Source organism: Haloferax sp. DFSO60, from assembly GCF_046557615.1.
Classification (GTDB): Archaea; Halobacteriota; Halobacteria; order Halobacteriales; family Haloferacaceae; genus Haloferax.
The window spans coordinates 1,344,788-1,363,073 of the sequence record NZ_JBKIII010000001.1; the positions used below are offsets into that span (position 1 = coordinate 1,344,788).

16 protein-coding genes, 2 tRNA genes and 1 pseudogene are annotated in these 18,286 nt (G+C 60.8%); 6 read left to right on the top strand and 13 right to left on the bottom strand.

Annotated elements, in window-relative coordinates; translation table 11 throughout:
* Positions 1-462 precede the first annotated feature (462 nt).
* Entirely contained in the window at positions 463-1,239 is a 777-nt protein-coding gene (locus ACK509_RS07205; RefSeq protein WP_410765803.1) for a hypothetical protein, read from the top strand.
* Between the two features lie 111 nt (positions 1,240-1,350).
* Here the strand turns inward: ACK509_RS07205 and ACK509_RS07210 are convergent, their stop codons facing one another.
* Positions 1,351-3,534: an elongation factor EF-2 gene (locus ACK509_RS07210; RefSeq protein WP_410765804.1), complete on the bottom strand. Its 2,184-nt coding sequence runs from the start codon at positions 3,532-3,534 to the stop codon at positions 1,351-1,353.
* A gap of 212 nt (positions 3,535-3,746) precedes the next feature.
* Between ACK509_RS07210 and ACK509_RS07215 the strand changes: the two genes are divergently transcribed.
* Positions 3,747-4,502, top strand: a complete 756-nt coding sequence (locus ACK509_RS07215; RefSeq protein WP_410765805.1) for a DUF5781 family protein — start codon at positions 3,747-3,749, stop codon at positions 4,500-4,502.
* Between the two features lie 94 nt (positions 4,503-4,596).
* Here ACK509_RS07215 and ACK509_RS07220 read toward each other — a convergent pair whose 3' ends face one another.
* The 9 genes and pseudogenes from ACK509_RS07220 to ACK509_RS07260 all read right to left on the bottom strand — a co-directional run bounded on the left by ACK509_RS07220 (position 4,597) and on the right by ACK509_RS07260 (position 14,756).
* A complete protein-coding gene (locus ACK509_RS07220) occupies positions 4,597-5,211 on the bottom strand; it encodes a 30S ribosomal protein S7 (RefSeq protein ID WP_410765806.1) in 615 nt (204 codons plus the stop codon).
* A gap of 1 nt (position 5,212) precedes the next feature.
* Complete coding sequence (locus ACK509_RS07225; RefSeq protein WP_004058161.1) at positions 5,213-5,641, bottom strand: 30S ribosomal protein S12; 429 nt, start codon at positions 5,639-5,641, stop codon at positions 5,213-5,215.
* A gap of 194 nt (positions 5,642-5,835) precedes the next feature.
* Positions 5,836-6,370 (bottom strand): annotated as a pseudogene (locus ACK509_RS07230) (mechanosensitive ion channel family protein); the annotation flags it as partial.
* A 154-nt stretch (positions 6,371-6,524) separates the two neighbouring features.
* A complete protein-coding gene (locus ACK509_RS07235) occupies positions 6,525-6,944 on the bottom strand; it encodes a NusA-like transcription termination signal-binding factor (RefSeq protein WP_410765807.1) in 420 nt (139 codons plus the stop codon).
* 2 nt (positions 6,945-6,946) lie between these two features.
* Entirely contained in the window at positions 6,947-8,206 is a 1,260-nt protein-coding gene (gene rpoA2, locus ACK509_RS07240; RefSeq protein ID WP_410765808.1) for a DNA-directed RNA polymerase subunit A'', read from the bottom strand.
* On the bottom strand, positions 8,199-11,123 hold the full coding sequence (locus ACK509_RS07245) for a DNA-directed RNA polymerase subunit A' (RefSeq protein WP_410766262.1): 2,925 nt from the start codon (positions 11,121-11,123) through the stop codon (positions 8,199-8,201). Before ACK509_RS07245 ends, rpoA2 begins: the two co-directional genes overlap by 8 nt.
* A 12-nt stretch (positions 11,124-11,135) precedes the next feature.
* Positions 11,136-12,965, bottom strand: a complete 1,830-nt coding sequence (gene rpoB, locus ACK509_RS07250; RefSeq protein ID WP_410765809.1) for a DNA-directed RNA polymerase subunit B — start codon at positions 12,963-12,965, stop codon at positions 11,136-11,138.
* 1 nt (position 12,966) lies between these two features.
* Positions 12,967-14,532, bottom strand: coding sequence for a DNA-directed RNA polymerase subunit B'' (locus tag ACK509_RS07255; protein ID WP_410765810.1), 1,566 nt, complete (start codon positions 14,530-14,532; stop codon positions 12,967-12,969).
* On the bottom strand, positions 14,529-14,756 hold the full coding sequence (locus tag ACK509_RS07260; protein ID WP_410765811.1) for a DNA-directed RNA polymerase subunit H: 228 nt from the start codon (positions 14,754-14,756) through the stop codon (positions 14,529-14,531). The genes ACK509_RS07255 and ACK509_RS07260 overlap by 4 nt, the downstream gene beginning before the upstream one ends.
* 267 nt (positions 14,757-15,023) lie before the next feature.
* Here ACK509_RS07260 and ACK509_RS07265 point away from each other — a divergent pair.
* From ACK509_RS07265 to ACK509_RS07275, 3 genes are all read left to right on the top strand, one after another.
* Positions 15,024-15,096, top strand: a tRNA-Asp gene (locus tag ACK509_RS07265).
* A gap of 26 nt (positions 15,097-15,122) precedes the next feature.
* Positions 15,123-15,195: transfer RNA gene (locus tag ACK509_RS07270), tRNA-Asp, on the top strand.
* Between the two features lie 169 nt (positions 15,196-15,364).
* Positions 15,365-15,985: a hypothetical protein gene (locus tag ACK509_RS07275; RefSeq protein ID WP_410765812.1), complete on the top strand. Its 621-nt coding sequence runs from the start codon at positions 15,365-15,367 to the stop codon at positions 15,983-15,985.
* Between the two features lie 9 nt (positions 15,986-15,994).
* On the opposite strand, the gene ACK509_RS07280 is transcribed toward ACK509_RS07275, so the two are convergent.
* From ACK509_RS07280 to ACK509_RS07290, 3 genes are read right to left on the bottom strand one after another with little or no spacing between them, the layout of a single operon-like run.
* Positions 15,995-16,348, bottom strand: a complete 354-nt coding sequence (locus ACK509_RS07280; RefSeq protein ID WP_410765813.1) for a fluoride efflux transporter FluC — start codon at positions 16,346-16,348, stop codon at positions 15,995-15,997.
* Complete coding sequence (locus ACK509_RS07285) at positions 16,345-16,680, bottom strand: CrcB family protein (RefSeq protein WP_410765814.1); 336 nt, start codon at positions 16,678-16,680, stop codon at positions 16,345-16,347. The genes ACK509_RS07280 and ACK509_RS07285 overlap by 4 nt, the downstream gene beginning before the upstream one ends.
* Before the next feature lie 20 nt (positions 16,681-16,700).
* Entirely contained in the window at positions 16,701-17,756 is a 1,056-nt protein-coding gene (locus ACK509_RS07290; RefSeq protein ID WP_410765815.1) for an ATP-binding protein, read from the bottom strand.
* Between the two features lie 75 nt (positions 17,757-17,831).
* Here ACK509_RS07290 and ACK509_RS07295 point away from each other — a divergent pair, with 75 nt between their 5' ends.
* The gene (locus ACK509_RS07295) at positions 17,832-18,275 is read left to right on the top strand and encodes a carboxypeptidase regulatory-like domain-containing protein (RefSeq protein WP_410765816.1); all 444 of its coding nucleotides are present in this window, start codon (positions 17,832-17,834) and stop codon (positions 18,273-18,275) included.
* The last annotated feature ends 11 nt before the right edge of the window (positions 18,276-18,286 follow it).

Consider the following 18,286-nt stretch of genomic DNA (forward strand, 5'->3'; position numbering starts at 1 on the left):
CCTCCGTGGGACGCCCCGACCGTGTTGTCGGCGACGCGTGGCTCTGCGGTGGTTTCGCGTCGTCGCGCCGGGAGTCGGGATACGTGCCCCTACGCATACCTACTCGTCATTCGGCCACGCGGTATAAGCCTTCGCAGATGACACAGTTTGCCGGAAATCAGACAATGATGGCATTTCACACGGTCATAACCACGCATCCAGTCGCCGGACCGGTTGACACCATTCCTGACAGTGCTAACACGCGATAAATCATATTTAAGTCACACATATCGAGGGTATCTATTGCGTACCAAAGTCCTCTTACATCGATTATCTACGTGCCTGCCACTTGACTCGTCAAGCGGTTGGGTGAGGAGAAGAGAATTTCCTATGGGCGAGAAATCGAAGCAAGACGGCCTCACACTCAGTGATACTGACCTGATAGAGGCCTTGAAAAACTACGGAATAAGACGCCGAACACTGATGAAACTGCTCGGGGTGGGAGCAGTCGCATCGACCATCGGTGGAACAGCAACAGCGAGTAGCGCCCAATCGGCCCAAATCGACGAGGTGTACGGTGCGCCGTACTCCGCAGACGAATCCGTCCCACCGGGCCTCGTGGACCACACTGTCGTCGTGACCATCAACGAGGGTGGGGCGTACGACGGGTTCCCGGTCGACCCTGCATCCCAAGAGATGGGCGGCGGGGAGATGACCACGACGGAGACTGCGACCACCGAATCGACGGAGACGACCACAGACACCACGACGACCGAGACAGCGAGTACAGAAACAGCAACCACCACAGAGACAGCGACCCCGGAGTCGGGAGACGAACTCCCAGAGTTCATCTTCGACCCGGTTGGGTTGGCCGTAAATCCAAACGAAGTTGTGGAGTTTAGAGTCGGCTTTGGACTCCACACCGTGACGTCGTTCCACCCGAAGTTCAGCGAACCACCGATATTCACGCTCCCACAACGGGTGCCGACTGAGTATGGCTTTACGTCACCGCCCGTCGTCGACGGCGACGCGTGGCTCTATCGGTTCACAGAACCGGGCGTCTACGACCTGCTTTGCCTTCCACACCTGGAGCTTGGCATGGTCATGCGAATCGTGGTCTCCGATGGCGACGAGGTCCCCACAGACGACTACGGCCCACTTGAAATCCCGAACGCCGGAACCGTGTTGGCCGCACCCGAGCTAGCCCCAGAGAACATCGTCAGCGAAGGGGAGGTTCCTTGGGCAGGCTTATCGCTCTAATTCGGCTCGAACGGCTTTTTTCCAGCAGACATGTCGAAGGACCGATGACCCGACACGATAGTGCTGTCGCTGGTGGGAGAATAAACGAAAGAAAGGCGCGATGTGTCGCGCTTAGATGTAGTCGATAGCCTGCGAGAGTTCGAGCTTCATGCCCTTGCGCTCTCGAATCTCCATGATCTTCTCGCGCTGGAGGTTGTCCGAGAGGACGCGGAAGCCAGCGTTCTCCGTGTTCCAGGATGCGCGACCTTCGGTCGCAGAGCGGATGTCGGAGGAGAAGCCAATCATCTCTTCGACGGGTGCGATACCCTCGATGACCATGAGGTCACCCTCTTGGTACATGTCGTCGACGCGGCCACGGCGACCCTGAATCTCGCCGGATGCCGAGCCCATGTATTCGGAGGCAACGTCGATGCGGACGTTTTGGATGGGTTCGAGGAGCTTGACCTGACCCGCGATGAGCGAGCGGTGGACCGCGTCACGCGTTGCAGGGATAACCTGTGCGGGACCGCGGTGGATGGTGTCCTCGTGGAGCTTTGCGTCGTGGAGACGCAGGAGCGTACCCTGAACGGGCTCTGCGGCGAGTGGACCGTCGTCGAGTGCCTCTTCGAGACCCTCGATGACGAGTTCCATCGTCTCGTTCAGGTGCTGGATACCCTTCGTGTCGTCGATGAGGATGTTCGTCCCGTGGATGTGTTCGACGTTCTGGGAGGTGTCCTTGTCCATGCCTGCTTCCTGCAGTGCCTCACGGCGCTCCAGTTCGGGCATGTCCATCGAGATTTCGCCGAGCTTGATGGAGTCGACGATGTCCTGCGAGAGGGGTTCCGCCGTGATGTAGAACTTGTTGTGGCGGTTCGGGGAGACACCCTCGACTTCGTGGGACTTGCCCTGAACCTGCTCGCGGTAGACGACAATCGGCTCACCGGTGCGGACCGGGATGCCCTGGTTGTCGCGGATGCGCTGGGTGATGACCTCGAGGTGGAGTTCGCCCTGACCGGAGATCAGGTGCTCACCAGTGTCCTCGTTAATTTCGACACGGATGGTCGGGTCTTCCTTTGCGACCTGCTGAAGCGTCTGGATGAGCTTCGGAAGGTCGTCCATGCGCTCTGCCTCGACGGACTTCGTGATGACAGGCTCGGAGATGTGTTCGATGGACTCGAACGGCGTCATCTCGACAGACGAGACGGTCGAGCCAGCGATAGCGTCGCGGAGGCCGGTGACTGCGGCGATGTTCCCTGCGGGGACGCCACGGTCGAGTTCCTCGCGCTCGCCACCCATGAAGACACCGACGGACTGGACGCGGTTCTTGCCTGCGGTACCGGAGACGTAGAGTTCCTGACCCTTGCGGATGGTACCGGAGAACAGACGACCGGTTGCGATTTCGCCCGCGTGGGGGTCCATCGAGATGTCGGTCGCCATGAAGACGACTTCGCCGTCGTCGTCGACTTCGCGCATCTGTCGTGCGAGTTCGGACTCGGAGTCACCACGCCAGACCGTCGGGATACGACGGGGCTGGGCGTCGAGTGGGTTGGGGAAGTGCTCCGCAACCATGTCGAGAACGACGTCCGAGAGCGGCGTGCGCTCGTGGAGTTCCTGGCGGTCGCCAGCGCGTTCGAGTTCCATGATGTCGCCGAAGGAGATACCGGTCTCTTGCATCGACGGCATGGAGACACCCCACTTGTAGAGAGCGGACCCGAAGGCGACGGTGCCTTCTTCGACCGAAACCGTCCAGTCGTAGTCCTTCTCTTCGGTCATCCCGCGGATGAGTTCGTTAACGTCGGAGATGACGTCGACGAGACGCTGCTGCATCTCCTCGGGACCTTCCTGCAGTTCGTTGATGAGGCGGTCGACCTTGTTGATGAACAGTGCGGGCTTGACACCCTCGCGGAGGGCCTGACGCAGAACCGTCTCGGTCTGCGGCATTGCGCCCTCGACAGCGTCCACAACGACGAGTGCGCCGTCGACAGCACGCATTGCGCGCGTCACGTCGCCACCGAAGTCGACGTGGCCCGGCGTGTCGATGAGGTTGATGAGGTGGTTCTTGTCTTCCCACTCGTGGGTCATCGAAACGTTTGCCGCGTCGATGGTGATACCACGTTCTTGCTCGTCCTCTTTCGTGTCCATCGCAAGTTGCTGGCCAGCAGTCTCGTCAGAGATCATGCCTGCACCTGCGAGGAGGTTGTCGGAGAGGGTTGTCTTACCGTGGTCGACGTGAGCAGCGATGGCGATGTTCCGGATCTGTTCCGGCTTGTCCATCAATTTCTCACATTCTTGGACAATTTTCTTTCGTCGGCCCATTATACAGGGGTCTACCGGCAGGAGGGTCAAAAGAGTAGTGTTTTTGCCGAGCGGAATCCCCCTCGTCAGGCCCCCTACTCCCGGGGTATGAGCATTTTTGTCATGATAGACGGAATGACTCCAGAGACGGAACGAGAACGGAGTTGGTCGGAGATGCGCAGTATCCATCTGGTCGGAAGAGTCATGTTCCATGACAACAATACACACAATAGATGGACCTCCGTGTACTCGGAGGCGCACCCGCAGACCCGTTCTTGAGCGCCGCCGACGTGTTCGAAACCGAGTTTTCTGTCGAGTACCCCGTCTTCGTCAACGTCCGCGACGACCCTGACTCGCGGACGTGGGTCGGTCACTACGAAGACCACCACGTACTCAATATCTCTCGGCAGGCCGCAACGAGCGCGATGGCGCGCGAGTTCGCCTTGCACGAACTGTCGCACGTGGCTCGGAACGAAGAGCGGCACGTCTCTCACTTCCAATCGACCGAAGAAGCCGTCTTTCTCGCCCTCGCGGGGCGGACGGTCGAACGCCGAAAACTCGCTCACTGCTACCAGATTGCGAATCACTGCAAAGACATCTACGCCGACGACTTGACGCTCGCGGTCGCGCCCGCGGACAAACTCGTCCAGTTCCTCGAATCGCAACTCGCGGCGTCGTTGATGAACCGGCCACAGACCACGATTAGTCCCGAGTATCAACTGGTCACACCCGGCTCAGACCCAGACATCACCGCAGTCAACGCCGCGTTCGCGCTCGCACTCGTCGAACGTCACGACCTCATCTCACCCGACCACCGACTGTACGACCTCGCGCACGCAGCCGCGGACGACGCGCCGAACATCTCGCTGGAGACGTTCAAAGAACACTTCCGGACGCTCGCTGAGGACCCCTCGAAGAGCGAGTACCGCCGAACACTCGTCGATGTCGTCCGGCGCTACGTCGTTGGCCCGTCGGTGGCCGCCGACTGACGGCGTAGTGAGGCTGTGGGTACCAGCGAAACACTACCCGCGACAGACAGAGCAGTCGCTCACCGAGGCGAAAAACGAAAGAGAGAGAGATAGATTATCGGGCTGCCTGTGCGACGCGTTCGCGCTCTTCCTTCTGGGAGATTGGCCCAGACTGAAGGTCGTAGTCGGCGGCACCGATGAGCTGCGTTGCGAGTGCTTCGGCAGCGCTGGTCTTGGACTTGTACGAGGCGCTGAGAGTACCCTTTGCGATGAACTTCAGGGCCTGGTCAACACGGCGCTGGGGTGCGACGTCGACGGCCTGCGGGACGGAGATGCCACCGTACTTAAGGCGGACGGTCTCCTCGCGGGGACCTGCGTTCTCGACAGCGCGGACGAGGATCTGAACCGGGTTCTCGTCGGAGCGCTCGTCGACGATTGCGAGCGCTTCCTTGACGATCTTCATCGTCTTCTGCTTGTGACCCGTGTTGTCTTCGGTCTGCATCAGACGGTTGACGAGGCGCTCGACGATGCTGATTTCGCTCTTCTGGAACTGCTTCGAGGCGTGGCGGCCCATCGTGTGGGCAATCGGCGTGACCTTGATGTAGCGGTCCATGCCAGGCTCGGTGTACTCGATTTCCGAGACGTCGTAGACACCGAACAGAAGCGCGTTCTGTTTTGCTTCCTCGCTGCTTGCGGGGGACTCGGGTTCGGGGGATTCGTTCTCAGACATCTTATCGCACCGGCTTCTCTGCGTTACCGCGGACGAGTTCAATCATCGAGACACCGTTGACCTTCTCAACCTTGTAGTTGACACCGGAAAGGTCACCCATTGCACGACCCTTTGCACCACCGATACCGGCGATGGTCACTTCGTCGTGCTCGTCGATGAACGAGATTGCACCGTCACCAGGACAGAATGCAGTGACCTGCTTTCCGTTCTTGATGAGCTGAACACGGACACACTTTCGGATTGCCGAGTTCGGCTGCTTTGCTTCGATACCAACCTTCTCGAGGACGATACCGCGACCCTGCGGTGCGCCTTCGAGCGGGTCAGATTTCTTGCCAAGACCGCGCTCACGGCGCGCGTACTCAGAGTCGGACCATCGGCGCTTCTGCCGGTCCTTTTTGAGCTTGCGCGCGGCGTATTTGCCGTTTGCCATAGTGAACACAACTTCCAAATGGAGCTACTTAAGCCTCCCTTTTCGAATCTGCCGAAACGGATTCAGTGGCCATTAGCGACCCCTAAGGACGAATCTGAGGACGTTTCACGAAATGAGACTGACCAGAACGACGGACGCACGATGGCGAAGAGGGACTAACGTGCCCGGAGAAGTGGTTATTCGTCGCTGGTGTGTCAATGGTTTACAATGTCCACGTCGAGGTGGCCGCTCACGTCACGGCCCGACGACGGACCGAGGGTCAGCCCCTCTGAGTCGAACCGGCGTTTCACCCGACGCCTGAACTTCGAGCGAACGTCTACGAGGTCCACATCCATCGGTGAGACCACCCAGAACTCCGTTCTAAGGCCGACACTGCTATCGGCGAACTGGATGATTCGAGCGGTCGGTTCGGAGTCCGCCAGGATTCGGTCGTCCTCACGGGCCGTCTCGACCAGTTCGCGCAGAGCCAACTCCGCGTCGTCGCGGTAGGAGATATCCACTCGCTCGGTGATTCGGTAGCGTTCTCGGCCGTAGGGCCTGACGAGCGCGTTCGTCGTGAGTTCCGTGTTAGGGACGGTGAGCGTCTCGTTATTGGATTGTCCGCACGCGCGTGACGCGGAAATCGACCGCTTCGACGACGCCCTCGCCACCGGGCCACGAAATCCAGTCACCGACGTTGAAATCGGGGTCGGCGACGAGAAACAATCCGCTGATGAGCGCGCCAGCGACGAACCCGACGAGTGCCCCTGCGAGGTCTTCGTAGGCGAGAAACGGGCCGAAATCTATCTGGAGGGAAGATGAGACCAACTGTCCGACTGACTCCACACCAAACGACAGCATGGCTACTCGGGCGGGCGGCGTCACTAAAAGAGTGTGGTCCAGTTCAGGTCAACTGGATGTCGTCGATGTCGTAGTGTCGTCGTGCGAGGGTTCGCGCCGTTTCGATAGTCTTGCCGCCGCCACCGATGGCGACGCCACGGTCCTCGGTTGCGACTTCGACGTACGCGACGACGTCGTTCTGCCGCGAGATGGTCACGTGCCGGACGGCCGCCGGTGCGAGCGCACTTGCGACGAACGCCTCGGGCGTGTCCGCGTCTTCGACCAGTTCGACGCGGCGACCGATGCGTTCTTCGAGGGCTTTCACCTCACTCCCGCCGGGTCCGATAGCCGTCGCCATCTCCCCCGCCGAAACGAGGAAGACGACGCGGTCGTCGAAGACGAGGCAGTCCCGCGCTGTCGCCTCAGTCTCCTCTTCGAAGAGGGCGATGTAGCGACGGGCCGCGTCCGACAGCGTGATTTTCATCGTTAGTCGTCAGAGGGTTCGACAGCGGCCGTCGTGTCCACATCGTCGGCCTCGATAGAGCCCATGCGGAGTTTCACGTCACCAGTGCCGATTGCAATCGGCTTGCCGACGATGACGTTCTCGATGACGCCGTCGAGGTCGTCTTTCTCGCCGTGGATTGCCGCATCGAGGAGGTGGTTGACCGTAACCTCGAATGCTGCGCGGGCGAGGACGGACTCCTTCGAACCCGAAATCCCGTGACGACCGATGGATTCGATTTCACCGTTGTTACACATGATGTCTGCGACCAGCATCAGGTGACGGATGTTCACGTCGGAGAGACCCTGTTCTTCGAGCGTGTTCATCGTCTCGTTGATGATGGCTTCGCGGGCGGCCTCGACGCCGAGTTGTTTGTAGACCTCGTGGATGTTGTTCGAGGTGGTCCGCGAGGCATCGACGCCCTCGATAGCGAGTACGTCGCCGAAGGCCGACCCTTCGGTGTAGAGGACGAACTCTTCGTCGTCCGTCTTTTCGTTCTGCTCTTTGCGGATGACGACGCGCGAGACTTCCTCGATACCCTTGAAGACGATTTCGCGGAGTTCCTCGACGAGTTGGAGGAGGCGCCGGTAGCTCGGCGTCTCGGGACCGAACTCGATGATGGTTCCCTGTCGGCGCGTCTTGACGCCGAGTGCGTCTTCGATGGTTTCGGCGACTTCGCTCGCGATGACGCCCACATCGTCGTAGGTCGGCCAGCGCTCTTGGAGCGTGTCGTCGTTGAGGTCGATTTGGACGACCATGTCGGCCACGTTCGTCGAGATGTCACCGAGTGCGAGAATCTTCGTGGATTCGATGTCCCAGACGACCTGGTGTGCGAGGTCGCGTTCGACCGCGTAGTCGTCTTCGAGGTAGACCGTCATCATCGGTGTGTCCGGCGTCTTACGCGCGTCCACGAGTTCGATGAGGCGCGGCAGGCCCTGCGTCACGTCGATCTCTGCGACACCCGCGTAGTGGAACGTGTTCATCGTCATCTGCGTCCCCGGTTCACCGATGGACTGAGCAGAGACGGTTCCGACGGGGTCGAGCGGGTCGACACGCGTGTCGAGGTAGCGGGTCTCGACTGCCTGTGCGATTTCGGTCGCTTGCTCGAAGGAGACGCCTTCGCGCTCTTCGATGGTCTGGTAGATGCGGTCCTTGAGTCGTCGAGTCAGGTCTTTGGACTCGACGAGGTCGATGAGTTCGTCATCGACGTATTCGTAGTTCGAAGGTTCGATTTCTTCAGTCATCGGATTCCACCTCCGCACGGGAGCTGATGCGCGGTTCGGCGTGTTCGGAGAGGTTCGTCGGCGGTGCGCGTTCTCCAAGGAAGCGTTCTTTCTCTTCGTCGGAGGAGAACTCCGAGTCCATGACGCGGTCCGCGATGGCGTCCACGTCGACTGGCGTCTCGTCGTCCGACGAAACCTTCACCGGACTCGTCCCGTCCTCACCGAATTCGAACTGCACGATGGTACCGGAGGTGTCGCGGACGGAACCGTCGTACTGTGCTTCGAGTTCGGAGAGTGCGTTGATGAGACGACGCTGGAGGTACCCGGACTTCGAGGTACGGACTGCCGTGTCCACGAGACCCTCGCGGCCACCCATCGCGTGGAAGAAGAACTCACGTGGGGTGAGACCAGCGCGGTAGGAGTTCTCGACGAAGCCGTGTGCTTCTGCCGAGAGGTCACCTGGCTTGTAGTGGCTGAGCGTGCGGCCTTCGTAGCCGCGGTTGATGCGCTCGCCCCGAACTGCCTGCTGGCCGACACAGCCAGCCATCTGAGTCAGGTTGAGCATGGATGCACGCGCACCGGACTTGGACATCACCACTGCGGGGTTGTCCTCTGCGAAGTGGTCCTCTGCGATTTCACCAGCAGAGTCACGTGCCTTGCCGAGGCGCTGCATGATCTTCATCTCGAGCGTCTCGTCCACCGAGCGACCCGGCAGGGATTCGAGTTCGCCTGCCTCGTAAATCTCGATGAGTTCCTGAATGCTGTCGTAGGCGGCGTCGATGGCTTCGTCCACCTGCGCCGTCGCCTCGTCCGGAATCGACTCGTCGTCGATACCGATAGACAGACCGAAGTGCATGATAGCGCGCATCGCCAACGAGGCAATCTCGTTGATGAAGATGCGCGAGCGCGTCTTCGAGTAGTCCTTGGCGAGGATGTCGACGATTTCCCCACCGAAGGCACCGACTGCGTCCTCGTCGATGGTCCCCTCGATGAGTTGACCATCTTCGATGGTGACCGTGTCACCGACCTTCGACGTGAACTGCAGGTTCAGGTCGTCGGGGAGCAGTTCGGAGAAGATTTGCTGGCCCGTCCAGTACGGCGTGCCGTCGTCTTCTTCGCCTGCGGGTTCGGGGAGCGTGTCCACGCGCGTCGCACGGAGCAAGTCGAGCGCCTGCGTCTCGACGAAGTGCGGGTTGTCGTGGGTCAGCAGGTACGTTCCCGAGATGTGGTCCTGAATCGCGCCGATGATGTTCTCACCGAAGCGGGGCGAGAGAATCTGCTCTTGGACACGCATGAGGACGCGAGCCTCTGCACGGGCCTCCTCGTTCTGGAGGGCGTGCATGTTCATCTCGTCGCCGTCGAAGTCTGCGTTGTACGGTGGGCAGACAACGGTGTTCAGGCGGAACGTCTTGTACGGCATCACGACGACTTCGTGCGCCATAATCGACATGCGGTGCAGCGATGGCTGCCGGTTGAAGATGACGATGTCGCCGTCCACGAGGTGGCGGTTGACTTCCCAACCGAGTTCGACTTTCTCTGCGAGTTCTTCGCAGTTCTTCTCGGTCACCTTCAGGCGGCGGCCGTCCGGACGACGGACGTAGTTCGCACCGGGGTGCGCTTCAGGTCCGTTGCGGACGTACTGCTGAGCCTCTTCGATGTTGCGCTCGGTGACGTTCATCGTCTGGGTCATCTCGGTCGCAACGCGGTCCGGAACACCGACCTCGTTGAGCGAAAGCGTCGGGTCCGGCGAGATGACGGTACGCGCGGAGAAGTTCACACGCTTTCCGGACAGGGAACCACGGAAGCGCCCTTCCTTGCCTTTGAGACGCTGACTGAGCGTCTTGAGCGGGCGACCGGAACGGTGGCGTGCCGGTGGCGTCCCCGAAATCTCGTTGTCGATGAAGGTCGTGACGTGGTACTGGAGCAGTTCCCACAAGTCCTCGATAATCAGCTGTGGTGCACCTGCCTCGCGGTTCTCCATGAACCGCTGGTTGATGCGGATGATGTCCACGAGCTTGTGGGTCAGGTCGTCCTCAGACCGCTGGCCGTTGTCGAGCGTAATCGACGGACGGGCAGTCACTGGCGGGACGGGCAGGACGGTGAGAATCATCCACTCGGGACGCGAGCGCGATGGGTCGATACCGAGCGTGACGAGGTCTTCGTCCGGGATGTCCTCGAACCAGTCGCGGATATCCGAGGGCATCAGCTTGTTCATGTCCTCTTCGGTGAGGTCGATGCTGAGCGCCTTTTCGAGCGCCTTGCGGTCGTCGCCCACTGGGCGGAACTCGCCTGCGAGGATTTCGTTGATGCGCTCTGCCGGAAGGTCGGCCTTCTCGGCGAGGTCGACAGGCGCGATGCCGTTGTCGTCCTCGTCGTCGGGGTCGGGCTGCATCGCCGAGGCGATGAGTTCCGAGTAGTCGCCCGACAGCACGTTCTGGACCTCGTAGTAGGTCGTCGGCTTCTCGTGTTTGATGTCGTGCTGGCCGGAGCCACAGTGCGGACAGCGGTGGGCCTTGCGGGCCTGCCGGACTGCCGCTTTCATCACGTCGCTCCAGTCGTCGCCGAGTTCCTTCGTGCGCTTGAGCTTTCCACGGTACTCCTCTGCTTCCTCGTCGGTGAGCGCGAGACGACCGCACTCGCGGCAGGTCGAACGGAGCAGGCGACGGATGAGCTTCGTAAATCCGACGTGGATGACCGGTGCGGCGAGTTCGATGTGGCCGAAGTGGCCGTTACACGAACCCGAGTGCTGGCCGCAGGTGCGGCACTGGAGACCGGGGTCGATGACGCCCAGACGCGGGTCCATGAGACCCATGTCGATTGGGTAGCCGTCGTCGTCGTAGGTGTCCGCCGTGATGACCTTCGTGGCGGACATGTCTCGGTACGTCTCCGGGTCCATCAACCCGAACTGGATGCTTCCGATTTCTTTGGGTGTCTGCATTGACATGTGTACTTAGACCGCGTCCTTCAGTTCGATTCGTGGACGGACGCCGAGGGCGACCATCTCGTCGAGCAGCAGCTTGAACGCGTAGCTGATCTCGATTTCGTGGATGTTGTCTTCGTCACCGGTAACTGGGTCGTAAATGCGGCGCTGGTCGCGGTCCTCGACGGCGACCATGCCGGTGTCTGCGGAGATGTAGACTTTCTCCTTGTCGGAGGAGTCGAGCAGGCGTTCCTGCAGGACCATCGCGGCACCGTGACCGATGACGGTGTCACGCTCCATCTCACCGAGACGGAGACCACCCTCACGGGCACGACCTTCAGTTGGCTGACGGGTAAGCACCTGCACCGGACCGCGCGAGCGGGCGTGCAGTTTGTTGCTCACCATGTGGTACAGTTTGTGGTAGAAGATGATGCCGACGAAGATTTCGGCCTCGACCTTCTCGCCGGTCACACCGGAGTACATGACTTCCTTCCCGGAGGAGAGGTAGCCACGTTCTTCGAGTGCCGAGCGGAGTTCTTCTTCGTTTTCGCCTTGGAAGGCGGTGCCGTCGACGCGGCGGCCTTCGAGTGCGCCGACTTTGCCGCCGAGCATCTCCAGCACGTGGCCGACCGTCATCCGTGACGGCAGTGCGTGCGGGTTGAGGACGAGGTCGGGCACGACGCCGTCTGCCGTAAATGGCATGTCTTCCTGCGGCGCAAGGTGGCCCACGACACCCTTCTGCCCGTGGCGGGATGCGAACTTGTCGCCGAGTTCCGGAATCCGCTGGTCGCGGACGGAGACCTTGGCGAGTTTCGAACCATCTTCACCCTCCATCAGGGTGACGGTGTCGACGACACCGTTCTCGCCCGAGCGCATCGTCACGGAGGTTTCACGACGCTTCTGTGGCGAGAGACCTGCCATGTCGTCGGGTTCTTCGAGGAACCGCGGTGGCGAGGTCTTGCCGAGGAGGACGGAGTTCTCGTCGACGACGGTTTCGGGGTTCACGAGACCGTCTTCGTCGAGGTGCGAGTAGGCGTCTTCACCGCGTGCGCCGCGCACGTCTTGGGACGGCATCTCGAAGCGGTCTTCCTGTCCACCGGGATACCGGCGCTCTTCGCCTTCGTACGTACGGAAGAAGTGCGAGCGAGCGAGGGCACGTTCGACCGAGCCCTTGTTCATGACGAGCGCGTCCTCGATGTTGAAGCCCTCGTAGGACATCACGGCGACGACGAAGTTCTGTGCGGCCGGGCGCTCGTCGAAGCCAATCTGTTCGGTCGTCTGCGTCTTGACCATCGACAACTGCGGGTAGTGCAGGAGGTGCTGACGCGTGTCGGGACGGATGCGGTAGTTAGCCGCCGGAAGACCCAGCGACTGCTTCATCATCCCCGACCCCATCGTAATACGCGGCGAGGCGTTGTGTTCGGGGTACGGAATCATCCCGGCACCGATACCGAAGATGAGCTGTGGGTCGATTTCGAGGTGCGTGTGGTCCTCGGTCAGTTCGTCTTCGTCGACGCCGACGTAGATGTCCTCTTCTTCCTCGGCGTCGATGAACTCGACCAGGCCACGGCTGACCATGTCTTCGAAGTCGAGTTCTTCGTTGCGAAGGGCCTCGATGTGTTCGTCGTCGAGGAGGGGTTCGCCATCTTCGACGACGATGAGGGGGCGCCGAGCGCGTCCGGCGTCGGCGTTGATGATGACTTCGCGGGTACGCTCTTTGACAGAGACGTTCACCATCTGACTGACGTCGCCGCGGCGACGTGCCTCGCGAATCTGTGCCGCGAGCTGTTCTGGGTCGGGGTGCGTCCCGACGAGACTACCGTTGACGTATACTTTCGCTTCTCGCTGTGCCTGAGCCATGTTAGTCGTCCGCTGGGGTGGCGTCGATGCTGTCGATGCCGGGGATACCCTCGACACCCATCGACGCGAGTTCTCGTTTCAGTGCCTGTTCGTCTTCGACGTTCTGGGAGAGTTCCATCGCCTGCGCGAAGTTCTTCACCAGACCACAGTTCGGCCCTTCGGGAGTCTCCGAGGGGCAGATGCGACCCCACTGGGTCGCGTGCAGGTCGCGTGCCTCGAAGTGAGGCTGGGAGCGCGACAGCGGGCTGCGCAGACGGCGCAGGTGGGACAGCACACCCATGTAGTCGGTGCGGTCCACGAGTTGGGACACACCGGAGCGGCCACCGACCCAGTTACCCGTCGCAATCGGGTGTTCGAGACGCTCGGTGAGAACGTCGGACCGAACCACGGTGTTGACCGTGAGATTGCGGTTACGCATGTTCGCGCGTTCGAGCTGGTACTTCACGTCACGTGCGAGCTTGTTGAGCGCCGTCCGGAACAGGTCCTTCATCAGGTCGCCGGAGACCTTGAGGCGCTTGTTGGCGTAGTGGTCTTTGTCGTCCGAGTCGCGTCGGTGGAGTGCGAGTTCGAAACACGCCTCGGCCATCCGACAGAGGTAGAACGCCTTGTTGATGCGGACTTCCTCTTCTTCTGCGCCCTCTTCGTGGAGGTGCGGAAGCAGGTAACGGTCGATGACGTAGTTGGCGCGCTTGAGCTGGTAGTTCTTACCTTGGCCGCCAGCGACGCGCTTGCCGAGTGCCTCGATGGCCTGTTCTTGGGTCTGAACGTCGGCCTCTTCGAGGTTCTCGAGCATGAACTTCACAACTTCCGGGTCGTCGGAGACGCGGTGGACGATTTCCTCGTCAGATTCGAGACCGAGTGCGCGAACGAGCGTGACGAAGTTGACGCTGCCCGAGACCGATGGGAACGACACTTCGAGCAGACCTTCGCGGTTGCGCTCACAGAGAACGAGTGCGCGGTAACCACGGCGCTGACTGAAGGTCTTGGCGACCTGAATCTCGTCGCCGTACTTCGTGTCGTACTCGGCGAGAATCTTGTTGGGTGCGAGGTCCTCCGAGGTCATGAGTACGCGCTCGGACCCGTTGACGATGAAGTAGCCACCGGGGTCGACGGGGTCTTCACCGATTTCGACGAGGTCTTCGTCGGAGAGTTCTGCGATGTTACACTTCGACGAGCCGACCATGATAGGCATGCGGCCGACTTTCGTCTCGGAGCTGTCGACGACGACTTCCTCTTCTTCCTCGCCGCCACGGACGATGGACATCTCCATGAAGACGGGCGCGGAGTACGTGATGTTACGCAGGCGCGCCTCTTGTGGGAAGAGCAGTTCTTCGGACCCGTCTGCCTCGCGGACACGGGGCGTCTCGACGCGGACGCCACCGAGTTCGACGTAGACGGGTTCTTCGCCTTCTTTGTCGCCGATGTCGGTTTCGATGGTGCCTTTTTCTTCGACGACTTCCTCCATGCCGCGTTCGAGGAAGGCGTTAAACGAGCGGAAGTGGTGTTCAGCGAGCCGTTCTTCAGAGAAGTACTTTCGAGATACTTCGCGTCGTGCTTGTCGATTCATTCGATTACCAGTCGATATGTGACCGCCTTGTCGGTCGTTCTCGAATCTCGAACGATTTTGATGACGTCGCCGGGCTCCGCGTCCTCAGGAAGCGCCGGGTCTTTCGTCACAATCTTCGGAAGATTCGTCTTTTTGACGTTGTACTCTTGCAGCACGTCCTCGACGTCCTCATCGTCGAGAAGCGTGTGCTCCGGAACCAGTGTGTGTTGGCTTACGTCTACCATGTATGGGTTATCAGGGTGCTGGGAGAAGCTGTCACGGGATACTACGGCAGATTTTGGGACCAGGCCATTTAACACTTGCCAACTTGGTCTGAGAAAAGCGCGGCTAGCGGAGGTCACGCAGCGTCAATGCGTGATGCGTCACGCTTTGACATCCGGGATTGTCCTATATATCTTTTCGGGCCAGGAATCGCGGTACCGCGGGACAAGGCCAGAGAAGATGGTAAGTCTTATCTACAAACCTCGGTTACGATTGAGTGCAGACGGAGGGCCCGGGTGGTGTAGTGGCCCATCATACGACCCTGTCACGGTCGTGACCCGGGTTCAAATCCCGGCTCGGGCGCTCTCCGTTCCAAATCACTTCAGTCTGCCCGGATGGTGTAGTGGCCCATCATACGACCCTGTCACGGTCGTGACCCGGGTTCAAATCCCGGTCCGGGCGTTTCTCTACTTTCCAACCTCTGAGCGAGGCGTCTCGTCGCCGAGCGGTCGGTTGGAATGTGTAAACCCCGACAGAGGGATTTGAACACGTGAGACAGTTATCTCACCACCCACACAGACAACCCATCTGACACAAGCTACTTACTGCACCCATCAATTTCCCAATACGGATGCAGTTCACCCGCAGAGAGGCACTGTCCCTCGGCGCAGTCGTGACCAGTCTCGGAGTCGCCGGATGTCTCGGTGCTGAGCCACCAGCCGTGGGCGGGAACACAACGCCATCGACAGACGAAGGCTCCGCAGGTCCAGCGAAGTCGTGCCCCGCTGGGTACGAACCGTTCGAACCGTGGTACATCGTCGAAGGCCCCGGCCCGTTCGGCGGGTTCAAACTCACGGTGAATCGACGAGAACTCGCACTGGGAGACACGTTTCGATGCAAACTGCGGAATGCGACGCTCAGCCCCCAATTGTCGGGCATCCAGTCGAAGTTCGACGTGCAGTACAAGCACGAAGACGGGTGGCGGACAGTGTACGGAACGGAATCTGGTGAGACGGCGGCGTTCATCGATGTGGCAATCGAACACCTCCCGCGAACGGGATTCACGTGGGAGTTCCCGTTCACCAAGGCGGGTTTCGAAGACATCGCACACGACGGACTTGGCGTCTGTGGCCCCGTCGAATCGGGAACGTACCGGTTCGTCTACTGGGGAATCACGAGTGAGAAAGAAGAGCGAGAGGAATTCGAGACAGACTACGCGCTCGGCGTTCAGTTCACGGTTTCGGACGAGTGACCTCGATTGTTAGCCGACGACCCCAGCGAGAACCCCACCAATCGCAACCCCAACCAACGCCGCCAGCAACGTCCCGAAGGCGTACCACGCCGCAGTCAGGTACTCACCAGCATCGAGGAGTTCGGCGACACCGACCGCGAACGACGAGAACGTCGTGAACGCACCGCAGAACCCAGTGCCCGCCATCGTCGCCGCCGCGTCGCCAACTGGTGCGGCGACGATGAATCCCAACGCGATGCTCCCGAGTATGTTCACCGTGAATGTACTCCACTTACCGATGATTTGCTGGTCGATTACGTGCCGGGAGGTGGCCCCAAAGACGCCGCCGAGGCCGACGAGGACGGCAGTCGTCGCGGGCGTCATCGCTTCCTCCCGACGACGAGTCCGAGAAACGCGGCGGTGAATCCGAGGACGTAGTTCGCACCCACGTTGGTCAGTCCACCGAACGTCGTGAGCGAGGCGGTTTGGACGGCGAAGGTGCTGTAGGTCGTAAACGAAGAGAGCAGTCCGGTTGCGAGAAGCAACTGCGCACGGCGAGACGTGATGGCTGTGATGAAGACGCCGAGAACGAAGCTTCCGAGGACGTTCACGACGAGCGTTCCACCGGCACCGGGGACGAGGACGGCGACGGCGTGGCGCAATATCGCGCCGACGAAGCCGCCGAGACCGACGAGCGCCAGTTCGGACCGTTCCATACACCCTCTGCTCACGCGGGCTATTCGACCGTTTCGAAACACGCAGGCGACTCAGATGCCCGTGGTGTCGCCCCGCCGTCTCTCGTTCGTCGCGCTCGAATACGGACCTCGTGGACCGATTCAGTGCTGTCATCGACGACGAGCGCACAGCCACGTTCGTGTGGGAGTCGCGCAGTCAGCGTTCCATCGAGGTACGTCGGGTCGGCCGTGGCCATGGCTTCGATATCGGGACCAGCAGTGAGTCGGTGGACGATTCGAAGGTCGGCTTGCGAGACGGCAACGTCCGAGAGTGCTGACGGGCGCTGGGTTGCGAGTACGACACCGACGCCGGGCGTGCGCCCACGCGTGAGAAGTAACTCGATTGCGGGCGCAGCCACGTCGCCCGCGAACGCGTGTGCCTCGTCGATGAGAAGCCACGGAATCGTCTCGGCTTCGTCAGCGACTCTTGCTTCGTAGAGGCCGCGAGCGACGACTCGGGTCACCGCTCGTGCCGGTTCGCTATCGAGACCCGAGAGGTCCAGTACGTCGGGGGCGGGTGTACAGAGCGAAACTGGGTCGATGCCGTCGGAGTCGAAGACGCCCCACGACTCGGCAAGGGAGAGATGGTTCGCGGCGGCACGTCGTGTCGAATCTGCCACGTCCGCGGCGGCGACGAATTCTTGCATTCCGTCGAGCGCCTCTGCTTCTGTCGCAGCCCGCCAGATAGCCGACCCTGCTGGTTCGGTCGGCGACAGACCGAGCATCAGTGGCCACGCTCGCGGCGGCAACGCATCGGCACGGATGGTTGGATTTCGGTGGACTGTCCCCGAGTTCAGCGCGTCGGCATCGACGAGACCATCGAAGACACCCATCGGGTCGATGACGACGGGCGCGACACCGGGGGCACGTGCGAGGCCTTCTGCGACGACGCCCAGCGTGTGCGACTTGCCAGCGCCGCGTTTGCCGACGACGACGGCGGCGTGTGGTCGGTCGATATCGAGCGCGACAGACGCCCCTGTACTCCCGTCGCGGGCGCGGTACGCGCCGAGGTCACACACTGGTCCGGTCGAATCCTCGTGGCGGCCAATGACGTGCATGGACGGGAGTGGTCCCGACTTCGTACTTGAACCTCCGGACGAGGGTTTATACGTGAACACGGGACCAGACGGTCTATGCTCGAAGCATTCAACTCGGACACCCGCGCTATCGAAGGACTCCCGATTCGTCTCGTTATCGCGCTCGTCGTCGGCGTCGCCAGCATGAGTGTCATGCTCAACATGCTCTCCGGCGTGCAGGGGTTGGCGACGTCGGAACTCGACGTGAAGCCCTCTCCGGATGTCGTCACGCCGGGCGCACAGGATATCACGTTCACCGTCGTTGACCACGAAGGCAATCCCGTCGAGGGCGCGACAGTTATCGTGAAATCGGGAACAGCAGACCTCGAAACAGTCGAACACGATGAAACAGAAAGTGGCGGGGAAGTGACGATGAATATTAACCCGCAACTCGGTCCCAACCGAGAAGACGGCACACTCATCGTGGACGTGAAACCGCCTGCCGGAAGTTCGTTCGTGGACCGTCGCGAGAACACGAAAATTCTGGTGGTGTCGTCCTAACTCAACTCTTA